14 protein-coding genes are annotated in these 17,469 nt (G+C 66.0%); 9 read left to right on the plus strand and 5 right to left on the minus strand.

The genetic code is table 11. The features are described from left to right. Positions 1-341 precede the first annotated feature (341 nt). The 4 genes from ID574_RS49890 (at position 342) to ID574_RS49905 (ending at position 2,229) form a co-directional block, all read left to right on the plus strand. On the plus strand, positions 342-569 hold the full coding sequence (locus ID574_RS49890) for a hypothetical protein (RefSeq protein ID WP_188196115.1): 228 nt from the start codon (positions 342-344) through the stop codon (positions 567-569). A gap of 4 nt (positions 570-573) precedes the next feature. Next, on the plus strand, positions 574-930 hold the full coding sequence (locus tag ID574_RS49895) for a hypothetical protein (RefSeq protein WP_188196116.1): 357 nt from the start codon (positions 574-576) through the stop codon (positions 928-930). After that, complete coding sequence (locus ID574_RS49900) at positions 909-1,961, plus strand: hypothetical protein (RefSeq protein WP_188196117.1); 1,053 nt, start codon at positions 909-911, stop codon at positions 1,959-1,961. The genes ID574_RS49895 and ID574_RS49900 overlap by 22 nt, the downstream gene beginning before the upstream one ends. Positions 1,962-2,067: 106 nt before the next feature. Continuing rightward, on the plus strand, positions 2,068-2,229 hold the full coding sequence (locus ID574_RS49905; RefSeq protein WP_188196118.1) for a hypothetical protein: 162 nt from the start codon (positions 2,068-2,070) through the stop codon (positions 2,227-2,229). Positions 2,230-2,529: 300 nt separating this feature from the next. Here the strand turns inward: ID574_RS49905 and ID574_RS49910 are convergent, their stop codons facing one another. Then, the gene (locus ID574_RS49910) at positions 2,530-5,667 is read right to left on the minus strand and encodes an NACHT domain-containing protein (RefSeq protein WP_188196119.1); all 3,138 of its coding nucleotides are present in this window, start codon (positions 5,665-5,667) and stop codon (positions 2,530-2,532) included. Positions 5,668-5,960: 293 nt separating this feature from the next. On the opposite strand from ID574_RS49910, the gene ID574_RS62545 reads away from it, so the two are divergent. Beyond that, entirely contained in the window at positions 5,961-6,560 is a 600-nt protein-coding gene (locus ID574_RS62545) for an NUDIX hydrolase (protein ID WP_336245630.1), read from the plus strand. Positions 6,561-6,570: 10 nt separating this feature from the next. On the opposite strand, the gene ID574_RS49920 is transcribed toward ID574_RS62545, so the two are convergent. Then, entirely contained in the window at positions 6,571-7,719 is a 1,149-nt protein-coding gene (locus tag ID574_RS49920; protein ID WP_223167890.1) for an alpha/beta fold hydrolase, read from the minus strand. Positions 7,720-8,899: 1,180 nt separating this feature from the next. Further along, complete coding sequence (locus ID574_RS49925) at positions 8,900-10,555, minus strand: DUF6119 family protein (RefSeq protein ID WP_188196120.1); 1,656 nt, start codon at positions 10,553-10,555, stop codon at positions 8,900-8,902. A 217-nt stretch (positions 10,556-10,772) separates the two neighbouring features. Here ID574_RS49925 and ID574_RS49930 point away from each other — a divergent pair, with 217 nt between their 5' ends. Genes ID574_RS49930 through ID574_RS49945 form a run of 4 tightly spaced genes read left to right on the plus strand, consistent with a single transcriptional unit; the run spans position 10,773 to position 15,350 of the window. Then, positions 10,773-11,519 carry a hypothetical protein gene (locus ID574_RS49930; protein WP_188196142.1) on the plus strand — a complete coding sequence of 249 codons (747 nt, stop codon included), beginning with the start codon at positions 10,773-10,775 and terminating at the stop codon, positions 11,517-11,519. Continuing rightward, positions 11,516-12,625, plus strand: a complete 1,110-nt coding sequence (locus ID574_RS49935; RefSeq protein ID WP_188196121.1) for a hypothetical protein — start codon at positions 11,516-11,518, stop codon at positions 12,623-12,625. Before ID574_RS49930 ends, ID574_RS49935 begins: the two co-directional genes overlap by 4 nt. Next, positions 12,622-14,052 carry a hypothetical protein gene (locus tag ID574_RS49940; RefSeq protein ID WP_188196122.1) on the plus strand — a complete coding sequence of 477 codons (1,431 nt, stop codon included), beginning with the start codon at positions 12,622-12,624 and terminating at the stop codon, positions 14,050-14,052. The genes ID574_RS49935 and ID574_RS49940 overlap by 4 nt, the downstream gene beginning before the upstream one ends. After that, the gene (locus tag ID574_RS49945; RefSeq protein ID WP_223167891.1) at positions 14,049-15,350 is read left to right on the plus strand and encodes an AAA family ATPase; all 1,302 of its coding nucleotides are present in this window, start codon (positions 14,049-14,051) and stop codon (positions 15,348-15,350) included. The genes ID574_RS49940 and ID574_RS49945 overlap by 4 nt, the downstream gene beginning before the upstream one ends. Before the next feature lie 35 nt (positions 15,351-15,385). Here the strand turns inward: ID574_RS49945 and ID574_RS49950 are convergent, their stop codons facing one another. Continuing rightward, positions 15,386-16,177, minus strand: coding sequence for a restriction endonuclease (locus tag ID574_RS49950; protein ID WP_188196123.1), 792 nt, complete (start codon positions 16,175-16,177; stop codon positions 15,386-15,388). Between the two features lie 624 nt (positions 16,178-16,801). Next, positions 16,802-17,434, minus strand: a complete 633-nt coding sequence (locus ID574_RS60955; RefSeq protein WP_223167892.1) for an HNH endonuclease — start codon at positions 17,432-17,434, stop codon at positions 16,802-16,804. Between the last annotated feature and the right edge of the window lie 35 nt (positions 17,435-17,469).

Raw genomic sequence — 17,469 nt, forward strand, 5'->3', positions numbered from 1 at the left:
CACTTACGCAACAGTCGTTACAGCTGAAACGGTCATTCATGACGGCACAGATCTTGTTCGGATCCCGTCATGATGTTTCACCCGTCCAGCGTGGGACCCGAGGCGAGGATGCAGTGGCTCGGTCTCTCTATGGGCACTATGCCGGTTCGGCAGTTCTCCGCGACGGCATTCCCCCTGCCCATCTATCGTCACGGCGATCTCAGGGATAACAGATCTCCAACGACCCGAGGATCCCCGGATGACGGCAAAGCAGAAAGAGCTCTACACCTGCCGAGCACGTCTCAGCCTCGTTGAGCCGCGACCACGGCAGCCTCATTCCTCCACGTGAGGGGAGTACGCCGATGACCAGGGAGCAGATAGAGCAGGCATTACGGCGGGCTGAGGAGTTGACCGGCCAGATCAGAGGCAGCCTGGACCGCGCCGTGGGGTTGATGGGCCAGCGCGTCTGGACAGGACCGGCGGCCGACCGGTTCGGTGGCGAACTGACCGCACAACGACAGGTCCTGCTCAACGCCTGCACGTCCGCGGTGGACGAACTCCGTGCCCTACTCGCCCGAACGGAGAGATAGCCCCGTGGACATCGACGGCATGGTGCCCGACGGCGTCCGGGCGTTGCAGGACGAGCTACGCAAGGCGGAGTCAATGCTGGACTCCGGCGGGAACGAGTTGTGGAGCCTGCTGCGTCATGCGGGCCTGGCCACTACTCATGCCGACACCATCCGCAGAATCGCCGGCTGGGCCGGCCAGCAGATCCCCGACATTCACCGGCGCGTGGTGCTGCTGGAACGCCTGGTCGCGCACGACCCGGCGGTCCGGCCCGGCCAGCCGGTGTTCGTGAACTCCGAGGTGTTCGCTCCCGGCAAGCCGATCCCCACGGTCGGGGGTTCTGGGACCGGCTCTGGCAAGGCGTGCAATCCACCTTCGATCTGAACCAGAACTCGGGAAACCACGCCGCCGAGGTAGCCAAGGGAGCCTGGGAGACCACGACCGGGCTCGCGGGGATGCTGTGGGAGTTCTCGGAGGTACGCAAGACCATCGACCCCGACGGCTGGCAGCGGCAGGTCGAAGACAGCGCCAAAGGCATTCTCTACGGGATCAAGAACCCACTCGAAATGCTCAAGGCCATCACGGACTGGGACACCTGGGCCACCAACCCCGATCGCGCCTTCGGCCGCCTCGTCCCCGACCTCCTGGCAGCCGCCGCGACCGCGGGCGGGAGCAGCGCGGCATCGGGAGCGAGCAAAGCCGTCACCGCCCTCGACAAGATCACCGACCTGCTGAAGGTTGCCAAAGCGAAGGCGGGGCCACAGGTCGCTCCCGCACGCATCAGGCCGGATGGGACGTGGGAGTGGAAGGGGGTTAGTTTAGATCGGGATGTCAATGCGCTGGCGGACCAGGCGATTGCCAGGGCGCGAAAGGCTGAACCTGATATTTCGCGCGGAGTCCAGGCCGCTGGGCGGGAAGTGGGCGCGGAAATGGCAGGATTCCCGAAACACGTGCTCAAGGGCCCTGACCGCTACAAGGAGAAGCTTGCGAAGCTCATCAAGCGCTTTCCGAACAGGACGCCGGAGGAGCTCATTCGCAAGGAAATGCACGACGGCATCCGGTACACCTTCACCTTCAGCGAAGATCGCTACGCCGATGGCGTCGCGAATGTCAAGACAGCCATGGAGGGGCAGGGGTTCAAATTGGTGCTACAGAAGCCGGCATGGGATGATCCATCTGCGTACAAAGGTGTCAATATGCGATGGCGTAGTCCTGACGGGCACCTGTTAGAGGTGCAGATCCACACGCCGCAGAGCCTGTGGGCAAAGGAGGTCACGCACGAGGTGTACGAGTACAAGGGCTACCTAGGAGCCGAGGACGTGGAGCGTTTGGAGAAGTACGAGAAGGAGATCTTCAAGGCCGTCCCCGTACCACCTGGCGCGACCAAAATCCCCACACTGAAGAAGGATGGCTGATCCAATGGACGAGCAGGTGACGTACTACGGGCTCTTGCTAAGCGGTGACACTCGCGAGAAGCCTGGCGGGTTGGCTCGTCGGCGAATTCTGGCGAATGGAGGGATCGTGGACGAGACCTTCCAAAAAGACCTGCAATGGCATCCCGACACTGTGATCGGAGAATGGCGCCGTGGCGAGTCGAGCGAAGAACTAGTCGAGATCAGCGAGGCAGAGGCAGTGCGAGTCATGGAGCGGTTCCGGCAGAGGTTCGGCGGCGGAGAGCAGTAACAAGGGAGTTCACCTCCGACAAAGGTGCTCACGGCGCCCCTGACCCCGAACTGCTGGATGGCCGAGCACGGCCAGCAGGTGCCAGTGGCCCGGATCGACTTGGGGGCCCGGTCGGCGGGTGAGAACCGCCCGCAAGAGGCGTTTTCGGCCTTGTTCATGGTCAACGCCAACCCGCTCAGCACGGGACCGCCGCACCCCGCTTCGACTTCGCCGCCATCACCTACCTCCACAAGCTTGGCTTCCTGTAAAGCCTTCCGATGATCGAGGCTGTCCTGCGGCAGATCGCAAGGCCTGAGCACCTCACTCGGAGGCAGTCAGCCAGCCGACGTCTTCGAAGGCTTGCTCGGCCCAGCGCCGTACGACGGGGAATCTGATCAGATAAGACTCGTCCAAGATCGATTCGTTGAGCGAGCTGAGGAAGCCGAGGACGTGGGCGCGGTAGTCGAGGGAGAGGCGGTCGCGATCGGCGGCGAGTTGGCGAAGGACCCTCGCCAGATAGGCGTTGCGGCTCACCGTGTCGCCGTCCTCGCGGCTGCGGAGGATGACCAGGAGGCAGTCTTCGTATGCCTGCTGTAGATCGCCGTCCCCGGTGGGACGGCTGGAGGCGAGCCACACTCTGGTGATGGCGTTCGTGACGGAAAGCGCCCGGCCCTGCGAGGGGACGCCGAATGCGCTCGTGGCATCCAAGTCGTCCGGTCCCCCGCTGTCGGCGCCGTCCAACTCGCGGTTGATCGCCTCCAGGGCGTGCCAGGCGATGTCCGCCCCCAAGTCACAGGTGAAATGGCTCTCCCGGAGCAGGTGCTGGGTCTGGACCACGTGCCAACCCTCCCATTCCCTGCTGATGGCGTGCGCAGACCCGTAGAAGATCCAGTAGGGGTCGAGTTCGGGGGCGTTCCAGGCCTGTTCCGGCGCCACGTCGATGGACACGTCGCGATCGCCCCTGTACCAGATCCGCTCCAAGGAGAGGATGGCGGCCAGATTCCTCCAGGCTTCGGCGCTGAACTCGGATCTCCAGAGCAACGCACGACGCCGCCATGACGAGGCCGGGTAGAGCGCTCGGGGGAACAGCTCTCGGCCCGTCACCGGACCACTGATCATCGCGATCAATAACAGCACATTGGCGGAATAGGCGGCATGACGTGCCGGCAGGGTGAACAGCGCAGGCTGGTAGCTGTCATGGCTCGTGTCCATGGGGGACTCGAGAGCTCCATGGAAGATGGTGAGCAGCAGGCCGCGGAGCGACCGCCGTTGATCACCGGTGAACTGCCTGGTGAGTACGGAGAGAAAGTCGACGACCTGCCCACGGGTGGTCAGGGGCGCGAAGGACAGCAGCGCCCGCACGAAACCGTCGTCGACGGAATGCCGACTTCGTGCCGCGGTCGCGGCGGCCAGGTCGGCCAATTCCCGAAGGGTCAGCCTGGCGACGAGGAATTCGCCGAACGTCGCGTGCAGGAACTCACAGGTGGTGAGGCTGGCGTCCTTACGGAGCGCCTGAGCTTGGTGGATGAAGAAGAAGCGGCCGATGACCTGCTGGGCGGGCGTTGGCGGGGCGTGGAAGCCCGCCACCCGATGGTTGCTCGGGGACTCTCCGAGGAGGGCGGTGAGGTCGGCGGTCAGCTCGTCGTCGGTGACCCACTGGCGGCCCCGGTTGAACATGGCGAAGCCGGCGATGGACAGGCGCAACAGTTCCTGTTCGACGGCGTCCAGCAGCGGCCCGCCCGCCAGCTCTGGCCTGGTCTTGTGGATCTCGCGTTCGGCGAAACGCCGCAGGATCCGTTCGTACAGGTCGGCCTGGTTGAGCCGCTGGCCGGGCTGCTGCAGGGCGTTTTCGGCGGCGTCGTAGAGGGCGAGCATCAGCAGGAGGAGCGGCTGCCCAGCCAGCGCGGGCTGGCGCAGCGCCGCCTCCAGGGACAGCGTCCGCAGCCCGCGCGCCGCCAGGCTGGCGGCATTGTGGTCGTTCCAGACCGTGAGCCACTGTTCGACCTGCCGGTCGCTGAACGGCTCTAGCTTGATGGCGGTGGCGCCGCCGCGCGGGATGCGGGCTCGGTCGGCCACCGCGATGCGGCTGGTGACGATGACGGCGACCGGGCGTCCCTGGTCGGCTTCGCGTTCCTGGAAGCGCGCGACCTGCTCCAGGTAGTCCGTCTGACCGATGCCGGTGGCTTGGAGCAGCTCGTCGAACCCGTCCAGCAGGACGACCGGGAGGGCGCCGCCGGCCGTTCTGGCCAGCGCTGGCCAGGTCAGGGTTTCGCCGGTTTCGTCCCTGATCGCGTACTCGATCTGGGATTGCAGGTCGGTGTCGGCCGGTACGTCGCGCAACGCCACCCGCACGGTCAGGAAGTCCGCGGCGGGCAGGCGGGCCGCCAGGGCCTGCGTGAGCACCGACTTGCCCGAACCGGGCTGGCCCAGGACGATCAGGGGGCCATGGGTGGCCCTGATCGACGTCAGATACCCGATCAAGAACCCTTGGAGGTCGTCCCGGACCGGATGCTGGTGCCACCATTGCTCCTGATCGAGCGGAGAGGCATGGGTGACCTCCGCGGCCCGGAAGCGGGGGTTCACGTATGCCGCCGCCAGTGACGGAATGACCAATCCCTCCGGCACGTCGTCGGTGGCCAGGATCGGCCGGTCGAGGACGCGCTGGTAGCGCCTCGTCAGCGCGAGACGCCGATGATCGGCGACCGTCGTGCCTGCGGCGATGTCGCCGAGGACCCGTCCCAGCCCCTCCAGCCCGGCGTGCAGCCGCACCAACTGCTCGTGGGTGGCGGTGTGGTGAAGCCGGTTCGCCCAGAACGCCACCTCAGGGAACTCGCCGGCCAGGCGTCGCAGGTGTTCCTCGTACCGCCGTATCGCCGCGTCGGGTACGTCGATCTCCAGATATCGCTCCATCTCATCCACGGAGCCGACCTGGGCCCAGGCGTCCGTCTCCCGGAGGTACGCGACGAGACGCTCGCTCAAGGAGGTGTAGAACTCCCGCAGCACTGGATGCATGGTGTGCTCGCCGACTTTCAGCGGGTCGCCTGGTATGTCGCTATCGAGCAGCACTCCGGCGAGGTCGCGCAGCCGGTTGGAGGAAGACGGCGCACTGCCCGCCACGGTCACCTGCGCCGCTTTGTCCAGCCGTAGCTCCGCGGGAGTGGCAGCGTTCAACGCTTCGAAGAAGCCGGTGAGCACGATCACTTTGTGGGCGGCGGTGAGCCGCTCGGTCCTGTCGAAACGGCCGAGACCGCGCAACCGGTCGCCCAAGCCGCTCACGAGCTCGCCGCTCAGCCGTGCCAGCTCTCCTTTGGCGTCGAACAGGCTGAGCACGAAGTCGGAGCCGCCGCCGGTCGCCGCCAGCAAGACACCGCCGGTCAGCCGATCCAATGCGGCTACCAACCCGGTGTCGGAACCGCCCAGTAGCTTCACGGCGTCGGCGTAGCTCAGACCGTTCGGCACCGAAGCCTCCCTCGCCCTTCGCGTGTGCCATCATGCTCGCGGACTCCGCGGGGCTCGTACAGAGGCTGGCTTCGCTGACGTCGCTTGCCGCCGCCGGCCGGGCAAGGGCTCCATAGTCACACCGCAGTAGCCATGTCCAGTGGTTGAACCGCTGAGTTCCGCTCGCCCGTTGGCAAGAGCACCGACGACCCCAAGGAGGAGCCCACGACGGAGTAGGCTCCTGGGACCTGAGCCAGCGGATCGGCTACTACAACGACCCGAGCGCGCCCGCCGCCAACAGCCTCGTTCCCTCCGTGAACGCCGTAGTCACCAACGAGGCCGGCGACGTGCTGCTGATCCGCCGCTCCAACGACAACAACTGGGCCCTACCCGGCAGCGCCATCGACCTGGGTGAGTCGATCCCGCAGGCGGCCTCCGGGCGACCGTCGAAGAGACCGGGATCCCCCTGCGAGGTCACGGGATTGGTCGGCACCTCTAGCGACCCCCGCCACGTCATCCACTACAACAGCAACGGCGAGGTCCGGCAGGCGTTCTCCCTCGTCCTCACCGCCCGAGCCATCAGCGGCCGACCAACACCGAGCACGGAACCTCGGGAAGTCCGCTGGGTACCCCGGCACGGGCTCGACAACTACGGCATGCATCGCTCCATGCAGCTGAGGATCAGCCACTACCTCCACGGAGGCAGCGCTCACATCGCTGAACCAGCGACAGAACAGTGTGAACTTTGTGAACTGGTTTCGTTCGCGAGTCGACGAGCCGGGCCATGGCCTGTATCGGTAGCGCGAGGTCGCCGGAGTCTCAGAAACGCGACATGCCCTCGACATCCTGTAACGTCGCGAGCCGAACGAGGCATCGGCCACCCCAGCGCCCTATATCCGCGTTTTCACAGGTGATGCCCCAGATTCATGATCCCGTGTGGCCATCAACCGCGGAACGTACGTGGCGCACCGATGAGGAAGTGCCCGTCGACTGGCGGGGTATGGCGATCTTCGCCCTGGAGTCCGCGCCACGCCGCTCTGTCGTGGAGCTTAGGGCGGTAGCTTGCATGATGACCTGCGCGACCAGTTGGGGCGCATCGTTCATCGGCACATGGCTGCATCCAGGCAGCCACACCATCCGCATCATGGGGATCATGGCTGCCGCACGTGCCGCCTGACGCGCCGGCAGCACACGGTCGGCCGTGCCCCAGGCAATGGTCACCGGGAGATCGGGGATATCCCCGACGAACAGGTCCCGTGCGCGCCCGGCGCGCATGGTGGCCTGGAAGGCGACCGCCTGGCGCAGCGCACGCAGCGACGCCGCCACTGCCTCCGGCGCTGACTGGTCAGCGCGCATATACAGGGTGCCGGTCAAGGCCGCATGCCCCAGGATCGTCTGCGAGAGCCATGCCGTGATCGGCTCCGGCAGGCGCGCGATCTGACGGGCCGCGTTCAGTACGGCAAAGGCGTACCACCGCTCGGTCTGGCTCCAGAATCCGGCCGGGGCCACCGCGGTCACGCTGCGGGCCAGACCTGCCTGGCCCAGCCGCAACGCGATCAACCCGCCCAGGGAATGCCCGACCACGTGCGGCCGCTCCAGCCCGAGCGCAGTGAACACCGCGCCCAGCCCAGCCACCAGGGTGGCCAGGTCGCGGGGCTGACCGTCGGGGAGATCGGGGGACTCACCAAAGCCCGGCAGATCTACCGTGATCACGTCGCGCTCGACCGTCAGCAACGGCACCACCGCGTCCCACGCCTGCCGGTTCGACCCGAGGCCGTGCAGCAAGACCACCGGCTCTCCGGTTCCGCGCCGCTCGTACGCCACGGTCATCGGGGCCAGATCCGCCGAGCGTACTTCCACAAAAGATCCCGTAGCGGAGGAAACCGCAGGCGGAACGGTCCTGCCACGGTTGACCAGCGGTACGGGCATCGCCAGCACCGCAGCCGGCAGTCCACCCGCCCAGTCGCAGATCTTCCCGACGACCTGCGTCCCTGCCTGGAGCACATCGGCCCCAAGATGAGTGATGGGCGTGAACGCAGATGCCACTGAGGACAACGACAGGACGTTCAACATCGTGACAGGGCGTTCGCCCATCCCTCCCCTACTTCGGTCATAGGTGCACCAAAGTTTCGGCAACGTTAACGGCCAGGTGTGTCACGGGCATAGCAGCAGACCGAAATTTTTACCTTTGGGTCGGAGGTCGTCGGTCAAATTTCGGCCTCGCCCGCCCTGGAGGCCAGACCACATCGCCGTCAGGCGCGGGGACACAGGACCGAGGGCGACGCATCTCTTGCATGCTGTTACGCAGCGGCGCCCGTACGGGCGCCGCCGAGTGCGTAGGGCACAGCGCAGCGCCGGCTCCTGGTGCATGAATCGGCCGACGCAGCGCAGCAAACGATCATAAACGGGTCTCAGCGGCCCGAGTGACCGCTATGGCTCGGTAGTTTCACCGCGATAGTGACGAACGAACCGAAACGGTGCTGACGGTCGGTGGGTCAGCGGCGTCCCGCTCGAGTCAGTGCATCCTCGGCCTGGGCAGCCATCGCGGTGACCAAGTCCTCCGCCGAGGGCAGGTCGGTGATGAGATCGACGGCCTCTCCCGCCCAAACCGGCTGCGGGGGGATCGCGCCGCGTGCCACGTCGTCCTGGTAGTCCTGAAGGGCTTGGGGATCGGCGGCGAGGTCGGCCTCCCGGCCGCGCCAGCGGTCGAGGTACGGGTGGCCGAGGGTGCGGACGGGGTACGCGAAGACATGCGACCGCGCACCGGCGAGCGTACGGACCTCAAAGAAGTCGCACGCCAGCAGCGTCCCAGCCTGGCTACGCAGAAGTCAGCCCAGGCGATGTGATCGGTCAGGAGACGAGGCGATGCCAGAATCCGCCAAGATCCACTCATCGGAGGCGGCGACCTTGACACCGAGCGCGGCCAACTCGCCATTGAGTGAGTCCTTACGTCGCCGCGGGACATCCGCGGGATGATCACGCGAATGGCGAGTATCGCTGAGGGTGTTTTCGCAGGTCATCCCTAACGAAGAACCAATATTGCCCGCGCTCTCCTACGGAGGGTGCGAAATGACCCCGCCGCGCCGTGAACGTAGACGCGGATTCCGATACCCGGTCGAACGCATCGTGAGCGCTTCTGAGCTACCCGCTCGTTCATGTGACCTCCGATGGAAGCGAAAGCCACATGAGCGGTTGCAGTCGGTAAGGCCATCAAACGTACGTAGTCGGTGACGCAGGAGGCGCCTGTCTGGGGCTACGCAGCGAGCACGTCATCGGCGGCGCGGATACCCACGACCTCCACCTCGACCCCGTACGTTCTCAGCAGCCGAGCCGCGTTAGCCAACGCAACCCTGGCCAGCGGAAAGAGAGACTGAGGAGTGAGCGTAGCACCGGTCTTGAGGTGGATGGCGAACACGACCTTGCGCGGCCGGAAGTTCTCCGGCACCCCACGCCGTCCTCCACTGGCCTCCTCGACCTTCTCCTTGAAGCGCCGCAGGGCCTCGTCCGATTGCAGCAAAGCCTGCGTCGAGACGACTCCCTGTGTGAACAGGTGGCTGAGCGTGTCGGCGCCGCGGGCGAACTTGACGTGGACGAGGACGTCATCAGGGCCGAGGAGATCACAAGCCTCAAACCCGTTCCCGATGAAGAACTTGGTGCGTACGAGCGCACGGTCCATGCACAGGTATCCCGCACAGACGTCGGCGACGTAGTTGTTGTAAGCCTTCTCGTCCTGGCTGGCGTGCCGCATGGGGAGCGCGACGGTAGGCGTGCCGGTGAACAGCGGAGCGATCTCGTCGAGCTTGGCCTGCAGATACGCCGGGTCGATCTCGTACCACTCGCCGTCCAGCAGGAAGTATCGCCGCTCGTCCACGGTCAGCACGACCTCGAGCCACTTGATCGCCGTCGCTGACCCCACCTCGAAGGTGCACGCGTCGTCACGGAACATGCGGATCTTGCCCTTGCGCAGCGCCTGAACCCGTCGTTCGGGCGCCTGCACCAGAGCACGGAACCTGATGAGCCCGACATCGAGCTCGTCCACGCGCTGCGGCGCGCTGCCGATCTTGACCTCGAAGCGGCGAGCCTGGGCGTAGCCGGGCAGGCAGTCCGTCGGCACCACGCAGATGAGCTCGGCAGCGTCCGGGCGGCCGAGTACGTCGTCGAGGCCGGCGTCCAGCCGGGCGACCAGTGCCGGGTCGGCGATGGGCCGGATGTGGTCGACGAACTCCAGCGACGGGTGCGGCTTGTCCTCGCGGCAGACGCGCGCGATCTCGCGGATATCGGCTACCAGGTCCTCGGCCCGGACGCCGAACCGCATGGTCAGCCCCACTCCTGCTTCCAAGCGCACCGGTCGCTCGTCGGCCTTGGAAAAGGTGAGGTTCAGGCCGAGCGAGCGCCCGCCCATGCGACGGATCACGTCGGCCTGCTCCTCGATGCCGAGCGCCCAGATCGGCATGCCACCGGGCACGAGGGTGAGGTCGCTGCGCCCGCGCGCGCCGATGCGGCGGCGGGCGACGTCCTGTACGTAGTCGGGGTCGAGGCGGCGGACCGCGAACCGGATGCCGAACCCGTGGTCCTTCCGCTCGTCGGGGATCCACCAGTGGCCCTGGCCGTAGCCGATGGCGTAGACGGCGCCGTCGACGGCGATCATCAGAAGCCCGAAGGAGCGCCGCTCGTCGAAGGCGACGTTCAGGCCGGTCGTGACGGACGCGTCCTCGCACCAGCTGGCCAGCGGCACGTCCTGCTGCCCCGCCACCCAGAGTGCGGGTGCGCCGGCGAGGTAGAGCTCCCTCGGTTCCACACCGAGCTCGTCGAGCCTGGCGAGGTCGAGGACGCTGAACATGGCGTAGGGGGTGGGCTCGACGCCCGTGAGCCGATACAGCGTGAGGTCACGCGTCCTGGGTCGAGTCATGGCATTTCTCCTACTCGCGGTAGGACGCCGGGCCGCCAGGCCGGCGTCTAGGGGGATGAAGGGGTAGCCGCGGAGAGCGGGCACTGGATCCCCGTCCACGTGCGATGCCACGTCTGCCACGCGAGCTACTCCATCAGAGTAACCGTGGGAAATAGTGGAAACAAGTGGAATTACTTGGCTTACCCGGGAAGGCTTGCTAGGCTGCGGAAACGTGGACATGGACAGGCTTGAAGAGCGCATGTTTCAGCTGAGGCGAGAGATACGCATCGCCTCCGCCGCCGGCGAACACGCCCGAGTGCGATCGCTAAGAGCCGAGCTCCGCCAGGCCGAGCGGTCGTGGGAAGAGGCCATCAATCCCCCGCCCGCGCCACCGGCGCCAGTCAGAGAGCATGTTCATCAGGCGCTGACCTTGCTGGGGGTGCCGGCCGCGGCCAAGATGATCGTCGCAGTCGATCAGTCCTTCTTCAGCGGCACGATCACGAATGCCAAACTCACGAGCTTGCGCAGGGACGAGGAGAGATCGTTCCGTTCCTCGCCCAACGCGAGGCCGTACTATCTCTGCGCCGCCCTCAGCTCCGAGCGCTTGTCTCCGGTACGCGGCGTGCTTGCCCTCAGCACCTGGCCGTTGTACCGGCGGATCATCGGACCGCTCAGCCCTCGCACCGACCTCTTAACGTCGACGATCCGAGTCGCCGAGCATCTCGAACGCCTCACGCAAGCCGGCGACAGCCCGCTGGGCGGGCTTCGACTGCTCACCCAGATGGCACAGAACATCCCCGGCGCGATCGCGGACTACGGTCCCGCCGACCCGGCCAGAGTCGTCGCCGCTGCCCGCGCCGAGCTCGCCGTACATCAAGAAAGAGACCTGCGACAGCGCAAGGATGCCGCCGAACGCGCGGCCGCGCGGCTCGAGGAGGTCAATCAGCTCTTCGGTTCGGGATTGAGGACGGCGAGCACCGCATGAACCGACTCGACGCGTTGCGTGGCCAGAGCCCGCGCGTCGATCACAACGCACGGAGCATCGCCGCGCTGGCCGCCAATCCGGCCTGTCACCGCAGAGCCGTGCTGGACGCGGCCGGGATCGACAAAGAGAAGGTCGTCCAGCGTCTGGGCTATCCCTCGCAATTCGGCCAGTCGCCTTTCGCGCTGATCCGCAGCCGACAGTTCAAGGCGATCGTCAAAGAAAACGGTGGTGCCCATCTGCTGCGGCTGCTACGTGAGCTGCTCGGCCTCACCATGGAGGAAGCGGGCTACCGCGATGTCGAGGAGATCGGCGCTGACGCCATCCACCGCGTACGCCACCGATACACCGTGAACCTGCTCAAGAGCGCCGTCGGCAATCTGGGCGACGCAGCGACAATGGTCGATCATCCTCTGCTCAAGCTGAACGTGGCGGGTTACGACGTCTACCTGGAGCCGGACGTCATCGCGTTTCAGGCGCAGGGGCAGTTCCACGTGGTGACGATCAAAACGTTCGCCATCATCGACGATCAGGCCGAAACGGTGAAGGTTTCCGCCGCCGCCCGAGAGGCGGCCGTCTATGTCCATGCGATGCGCAACCTGTTTGTCGAGCTGGGGCTGGATCCTGAACGGGTCTCTCACGACGTGGTCTTGGTTTGCCCGGAGAATTTCAGGAACTTCCCGACCGCGAGGCTGATCGACGTCCGCCACCCCTTGGAGGTGCTCCGGCGCCAGCTCGAACGCTTGGCCAGGATTGACGCCATTTTGGACAACCTGCCGCCCGGTCTCAGTCTCGATCTGATGATGGACGGTGACACGCCAACGCGTTCGGTGTCCGAGCTGAACGCAGCGATCTCGGCGATCTCCGCCCGGTACGCTCCTGAATGTCTGTCCGTCTGCGAGATGGCCTACTTCTGCCGAGCCGAAGCCAGGGCGTGCGGCTCCTTGGAGGCCCTGGGCCGGTCCGTTCGCGATGACCTCGGCGGCATCGAGTCGGTCTCCACGGTCGTCAATCTCGCTGCGGGCACCGGCGTCGCTTCCGACGATCAGGCCGCAGTCGCCGACCGGCTGCAGTACGTGCGCAGGATCCACGGTGAGGTGGTCGCGTGACGTTCCTCGGCTCCTACCTGAAGGTGCAGGCGGTACACGAGGGCCGTGCCCAGCCGGCCGCGACTGTACGCCACATTCATCTAGCGGACGCGCCGATGGTCTTCATCCCGCTTCGCCTGGCGGGAGAGGCCGCGGCTCCCCTCGCCGCGATGGTTGGCGACAACCGTGCAAACCCCCGGTTGCTCGTGGTCCCCCAGCCACGCAACCGTGACCAGCGCTTCGCCTTCCTGGCTGAGCTCGCCGCGGTGCTGGTGCCGTATATTCAGGGGTTCGCATCTCGGATCGAATACCCCCACGAGCGGTGTTTCGACGCGCCCCAAATCCTGCTTCCCACTCCCGGTGGAGTCGCCTTCACCCGGTTACTCGGTCGCTCCAGCCGGTTTCGCAGGACGTCGGGGCCGCACGCCGTACCGCCACTCGTGCCGCAACTCGGCCGGTGGCTGACCTTCCTCCACGAGCGCAGCGAGTTCGCTGATTCGGCCATGCTGCTCGCCATGACAGATGTGCTCACCGAGTACTGGGTCACCGGCCAGAGCAACGCCGAAGACGCCAATCTCGCCGCTGTGATGGCCTGGATCGATCCACCGCCTGACATGCGTGGGGACGAGGCGGCCCTGCTCGCCGAAGATCCGCTACGGTCGCCGCCGGCCGGTCCGGACACCGATCCCGGCTTCGACCGGGAGGTCCTGCAGCCGCTGATCGACTCGTACGAGTCCACCGGCGATGCGGGGCCGCTCCGGTACGCGCTTCACGAACAGCTCCAGCCGACGTGGCACCTCATGTGGCAGGCCGTCGATCTGCTGCGCGCTTTGCCTGAAGCCGCCAGCGTCCCCGGCCGCTGGGAACGTGATCGTGCCGCTGTCGCCAGGGAGAGCATTCGCATTGCCCAGGGCGGATTTCCGCAAGGACGGTGGGACAACCCACAGGCCGCGGCCCGCCGGCTCGCCATGCTGGAGAGCGCCCAGCAGAGCTACGAAGCCAGCAAGGCGTTCGACGACCCTCTCGTCATGGCGGACTACCGGGCCGAGGGTGTCGCCTTCGAGGGCGAGGTTGTCGAAGTCGAGGCAGACAGGAAGATCGTCCCACCCGGGAAGACGCGGCGGGTGAACCGGCCGCTGGTGACCGTCCGCACCGATGACCCGGTACGGCTCACGCCCGGCGCGAAACTCCTCTCTCCGCAACGCCCCAAGCAGTCATGTCGGCTCGTCTCCGCCGACGCTGGCGTCATGGTCATTCAGATCAACTCCGGTATGACCAAGGGCGCGACCATTCCCGGTGTCGGCGAGATCGTCTGTTACACCGAGCTCGATCCGGGTGGAGGACATCGACCGCGGCTGCCGTCGTTGGACCAGACGCCCTGGACCCATGGTGGTCCGCCGCAGGAGTACGTACCCACTGACGAGGACGCGCAGGAGGTCTGGTCGTGACCCCGCAGGAAGCCGCCGCCGCAGCCACTGACGGCATCCTCGCCGACTACACCAGCGGAGCTCATTGTGGACTCGTCGTCGATTCCCCGCCCGGCGCCGGCAAGACGACGCTGGTGGTCGCCACCACCATGCGTGTCGCATCGTCCGGCGAGCGGCTGATGATCGTCGCGCAGACGAACGAGCAGGTCGACGACCTCGTCGACAAGCTCGCGAGCCGGGCGCCGCAGCTGACGATCGGGCGTCTGCATGCTGAGGGCTTCGAGCCACCGCCTCGCGTCACACGCCACGGCAACGTCACGCCGGACAACAAGATCGAGAAGATCGAGAAGTGCCAGGTCATTGTCGCCACTGCCGACAAGTGGGCGTATGTCTCTGATCGGAATTGGGACTGGGCGATCGTGGACGAGGCCTACCAGATGCGCTCGGACAAGCTCCTGGCCGTGGCCCCGCTCTTCGCCGGCGGGCATGCCCTGTTCGTCGGCGACCCCGGCCAGCTAGACCCCTTCTCCCTGATCGAAAGCGAACGCTGGACTGGGCTCGCCTGGGATCCCACACAGAGCGCGGTCGCGGTGACGCAACGGCTCAATGACCTCAAAGTCCATCAGCTGCCGGTGTCGTGGCGACTTCCGGCCAGCGCGGCCCCGGTGGTGTCGCGTGCGTTCTACCCTGCGAACGCCTTCACCTCGGGTACGGCCGAAGGTGAGCGACGGCTGCGCTTCACGGCTACCGGCCTCCGCGATCCTTGGGATCCAACTCTGGAGGAGGCCGCCGCCTCCGGGTGGGCGTTGCACGAGTTGCCGAACCGGCATGCCGTACGGACCGATCCCGAGATGGCCTATGCGTGCGCCGCGCTGGCTCGCCGCCTGCTCCAGAGGGGGACGGAAGCCGACGATGAGCACGGCTCACACTCGGTGGACGGGACCCGGATCGCCATCGGGTGCGCCCACAAGGACCAGGTGGCCGCCGTACGGAAGGCCGGTGTTCCTGAGGGCGTGACCGTAGACACGGCCAATCGGCTCCAGGGCCGCGAGTACGACGTCACCATCGTCTGGCACCCGCTGTCCGGCCGCCGCGATGCCACCGCCTTCCACCTGGAGTCGGGGCGGCTCTGCGTGCTGACGTCGCGGCATCGGCAGGCGTGCATCGTCGTGGCCCGGGCGGGAATCTCCGACCTGCTCGACACCCATCCCTCCAGCCCAAAGGTACAGCTCAACGTGCCGATCAAGTTTCCCGACGGCTGGGCGGCCAACCACACCGTGCTCGCACACCTTGATCGGCATCGTGTCGTTTCAAGATGAGAAGCGGCCGATGCCGCGTGAAGTGAAGGCATCCGTCACGGTGCGGTGGACTGCCTTCCCGGTCGCGAGGCGTTCCCATTGCTTCCGGCCGATCTTGCCACACTGATCCGGCGGTGAGGGCGGAGCCGTCCACGGCGTCTTTGCCATGGTCGCATGATCGAGCTCAGTTTGAGCAGTTCCTGCAGGCTGACACCTTCCTGAGCCCATGCCCGCAGACCCAAACGATCGACGAGATGAACGCCGACGTCGGCCGCGAACTTCGCGGCGTCCTTGGTGAACCACCCATTGGTCACCACAATGGCGACTTGAGCACCGTGTGCGGGCTCCGCCGTGCCATAGACCTGGTAGATGACTCGTGCATCAACCTTTCTCCCGGTAACCGTGTGCTTGCACTGCACCACGATCACGCGGCGGTCCGGGTCACGGCCGATTACATCAGCAGCCCTGTCACCTGCTCCTCCCACCCGCCTCGCGTCGATGCCGTCGCGGATCATCAGGTCGCGTACGACGTATTCGAACGCGGTGGGGTCGAGTCGATCGATCTCGCTGACCAGGTCAAGCCGCAGGTGAGCCATCCGCTGGGCACGACGACGCCGGACCACCGCCCTCCATCGCAGACGAGCCATCACGATCGCAAGGGGGAGGGAGATCGCCGCGGCGCTGAAGTACCAGCGGCTGAGAAGCAGATCAATCAAGGCCCGCATCGCCTCGAAGAGGAGCAGGCCACCGAACAGGGCCGCGATTGCAGCTGCGGTCCATTCGCCGCCGCCGGACGGGAGACGTAGACGAATGCGGGACCGCAGCCATCCCCATGCTGCCGTTCTCACGGGTTAGGGGCCTCTGCCGGCGCGACGTCGGCAGGAGCGACCTGCCCTGTGGAGGCCGGCTCAGCGGGGGCCGGGGTATCGGATTTGACTCCCTGGACGGCGAACCAGGCCACAGCGGCTGCGATCGCCAATATCACCCAGCCCGCCCCTTTCTTTGATTTTCGACTGGACTTATTGACCCAATGACCGCGCCGATAATACCGATCCGCCATGGTTTCCCTCCCGATCTCGAATTCCATCCGTCTGACGCCATGTAAGCAAACGTGACCGACAAGAACGCTGGACCCTATTCGTCATCGAAGGGATTTACTTGTGGCGCTGTCAGTAGAGAGGTATGGCCAGGTGGGAGCTTGGCAACAACATGTTCGGCGGCTCCGACGCCGGGAGCAGAGGATCGGGCCTGGCCTCAATTCCGATTTATGGACCAGCAGGAGACAGGCAATGAGCCCTCGGAGTTCAGCAATTTCGCTTCCGCCCCTATGCGTGCTCTATCCTCGCCAGCCCCGGAGCTGTCAATGTCATCACGGACTGCTGCAGTCTTACGCAGGGCGTGTCGCGTCCGGAATCGTGTTGCCGGAGCCGAGCGCCAGGCCCCGACGTTCCCCGGCGATGATATTCACCAGTTCAACCCGTTATCTGGCGGGCTACTTCGCGATGGTAGACAACGTGCTCGATGTTGATCGTGTGCTGCGGGGTGAGGCGGAGGCGGCCCTTGATCTGGCCAGCGACTTCGTCGAAGACAAGCAAGTCGTCCGTAAGGGTGAGTGCGCCGCGATCGAAGAGGACGTGATCGTTCGGGCAGAGGCAGAGGATGTTTCCTGGCTCGTCCGGGCCGTTGTGCGGCATTCCGACTGGGCGAATGTGGGCGCCTTCGGCGTACGGGCCGTTGGGAAGTTGAAGCCGTACACCGCAGATCTGGCAGTGGTGTTCGTGTAAGTCCTTGACCTGCTGCACCAGAACCGAATCACGGATCACCCGCATCGTGGTGGATTGACGGCGCTGTGGGGCCGGGGATCCGTCGGTCAAGAGCACTTCGGTGTCGGAAGGACTCGACAAGCCCACTTCTGTGAGTAGGGCGTCGTGGTCAACGTCCTGGAAGTACTTCGACAGGAGGCGTAGCACGATCTGCGCGCGTACGTCCGCGTGCTGGGTCACGATGGTGTAGACCCAGGGCCGCAGGCCGCCCGTGGGTGCGTGGTCGCGCATCCAGCGCTGGGCAGCGCTCGTGCTGGCCTGCGGAACGTCGGACTCGTCCAATTCCCAGAGGCCGTCGTGGAACAGCCGGGGAGATG

Origin of the sequence: Nonomuraea sp. SYSU D8015, from assembly GCF_008065375.1 — a bacterium.
GTDB lineage: Bacteria > Actinomycetota > Actinomycetes > Streptosporangiales > Streptosporangiaceae > Nonomuraea.

What these genes read in the sequence shown, in the direction of transcription:
- ID574_RS49925 (WP_188196120.1), bottom strand. Translation starts at nt 10,555, where the DNA reads ATGACTCGACCCAGGACGCGTGACCTCACGCTGTATCGGCTCACGGGC.
- ID574_RS49920 (WP_223167890.1), bottom strand. Translation starts at nt 7,719, where the DNA reads ATGTTGAACGTCCTGTCGTTGTCCTCAGTGGCATCTGCGTTCACGCCC.
- ID574_RS49890 (WP_188196115.1), top strand. Translation starts at nt 342, where the DNA reads ATGACCAGGGAGCAGATAGAGCAGGCATTACGGCGGGCTGAGGAGTTG.
- ID574_RS49935 (WP_188196121.1), top strand. Translation starts at nt 11,516, where the DNA reads ATGAACCGACTCGACGCGTTGCGTGGCCAGAGCCCGCGCGTCGATCAC.
- ID574_RS49930 (WP_188196142.1), top strand. Translation starts at nt 10,773, where the DNA reads ATGGACAGGCTTGAAGAGCGCATGTTTCAGCTGAGGCGAGAGATACGC.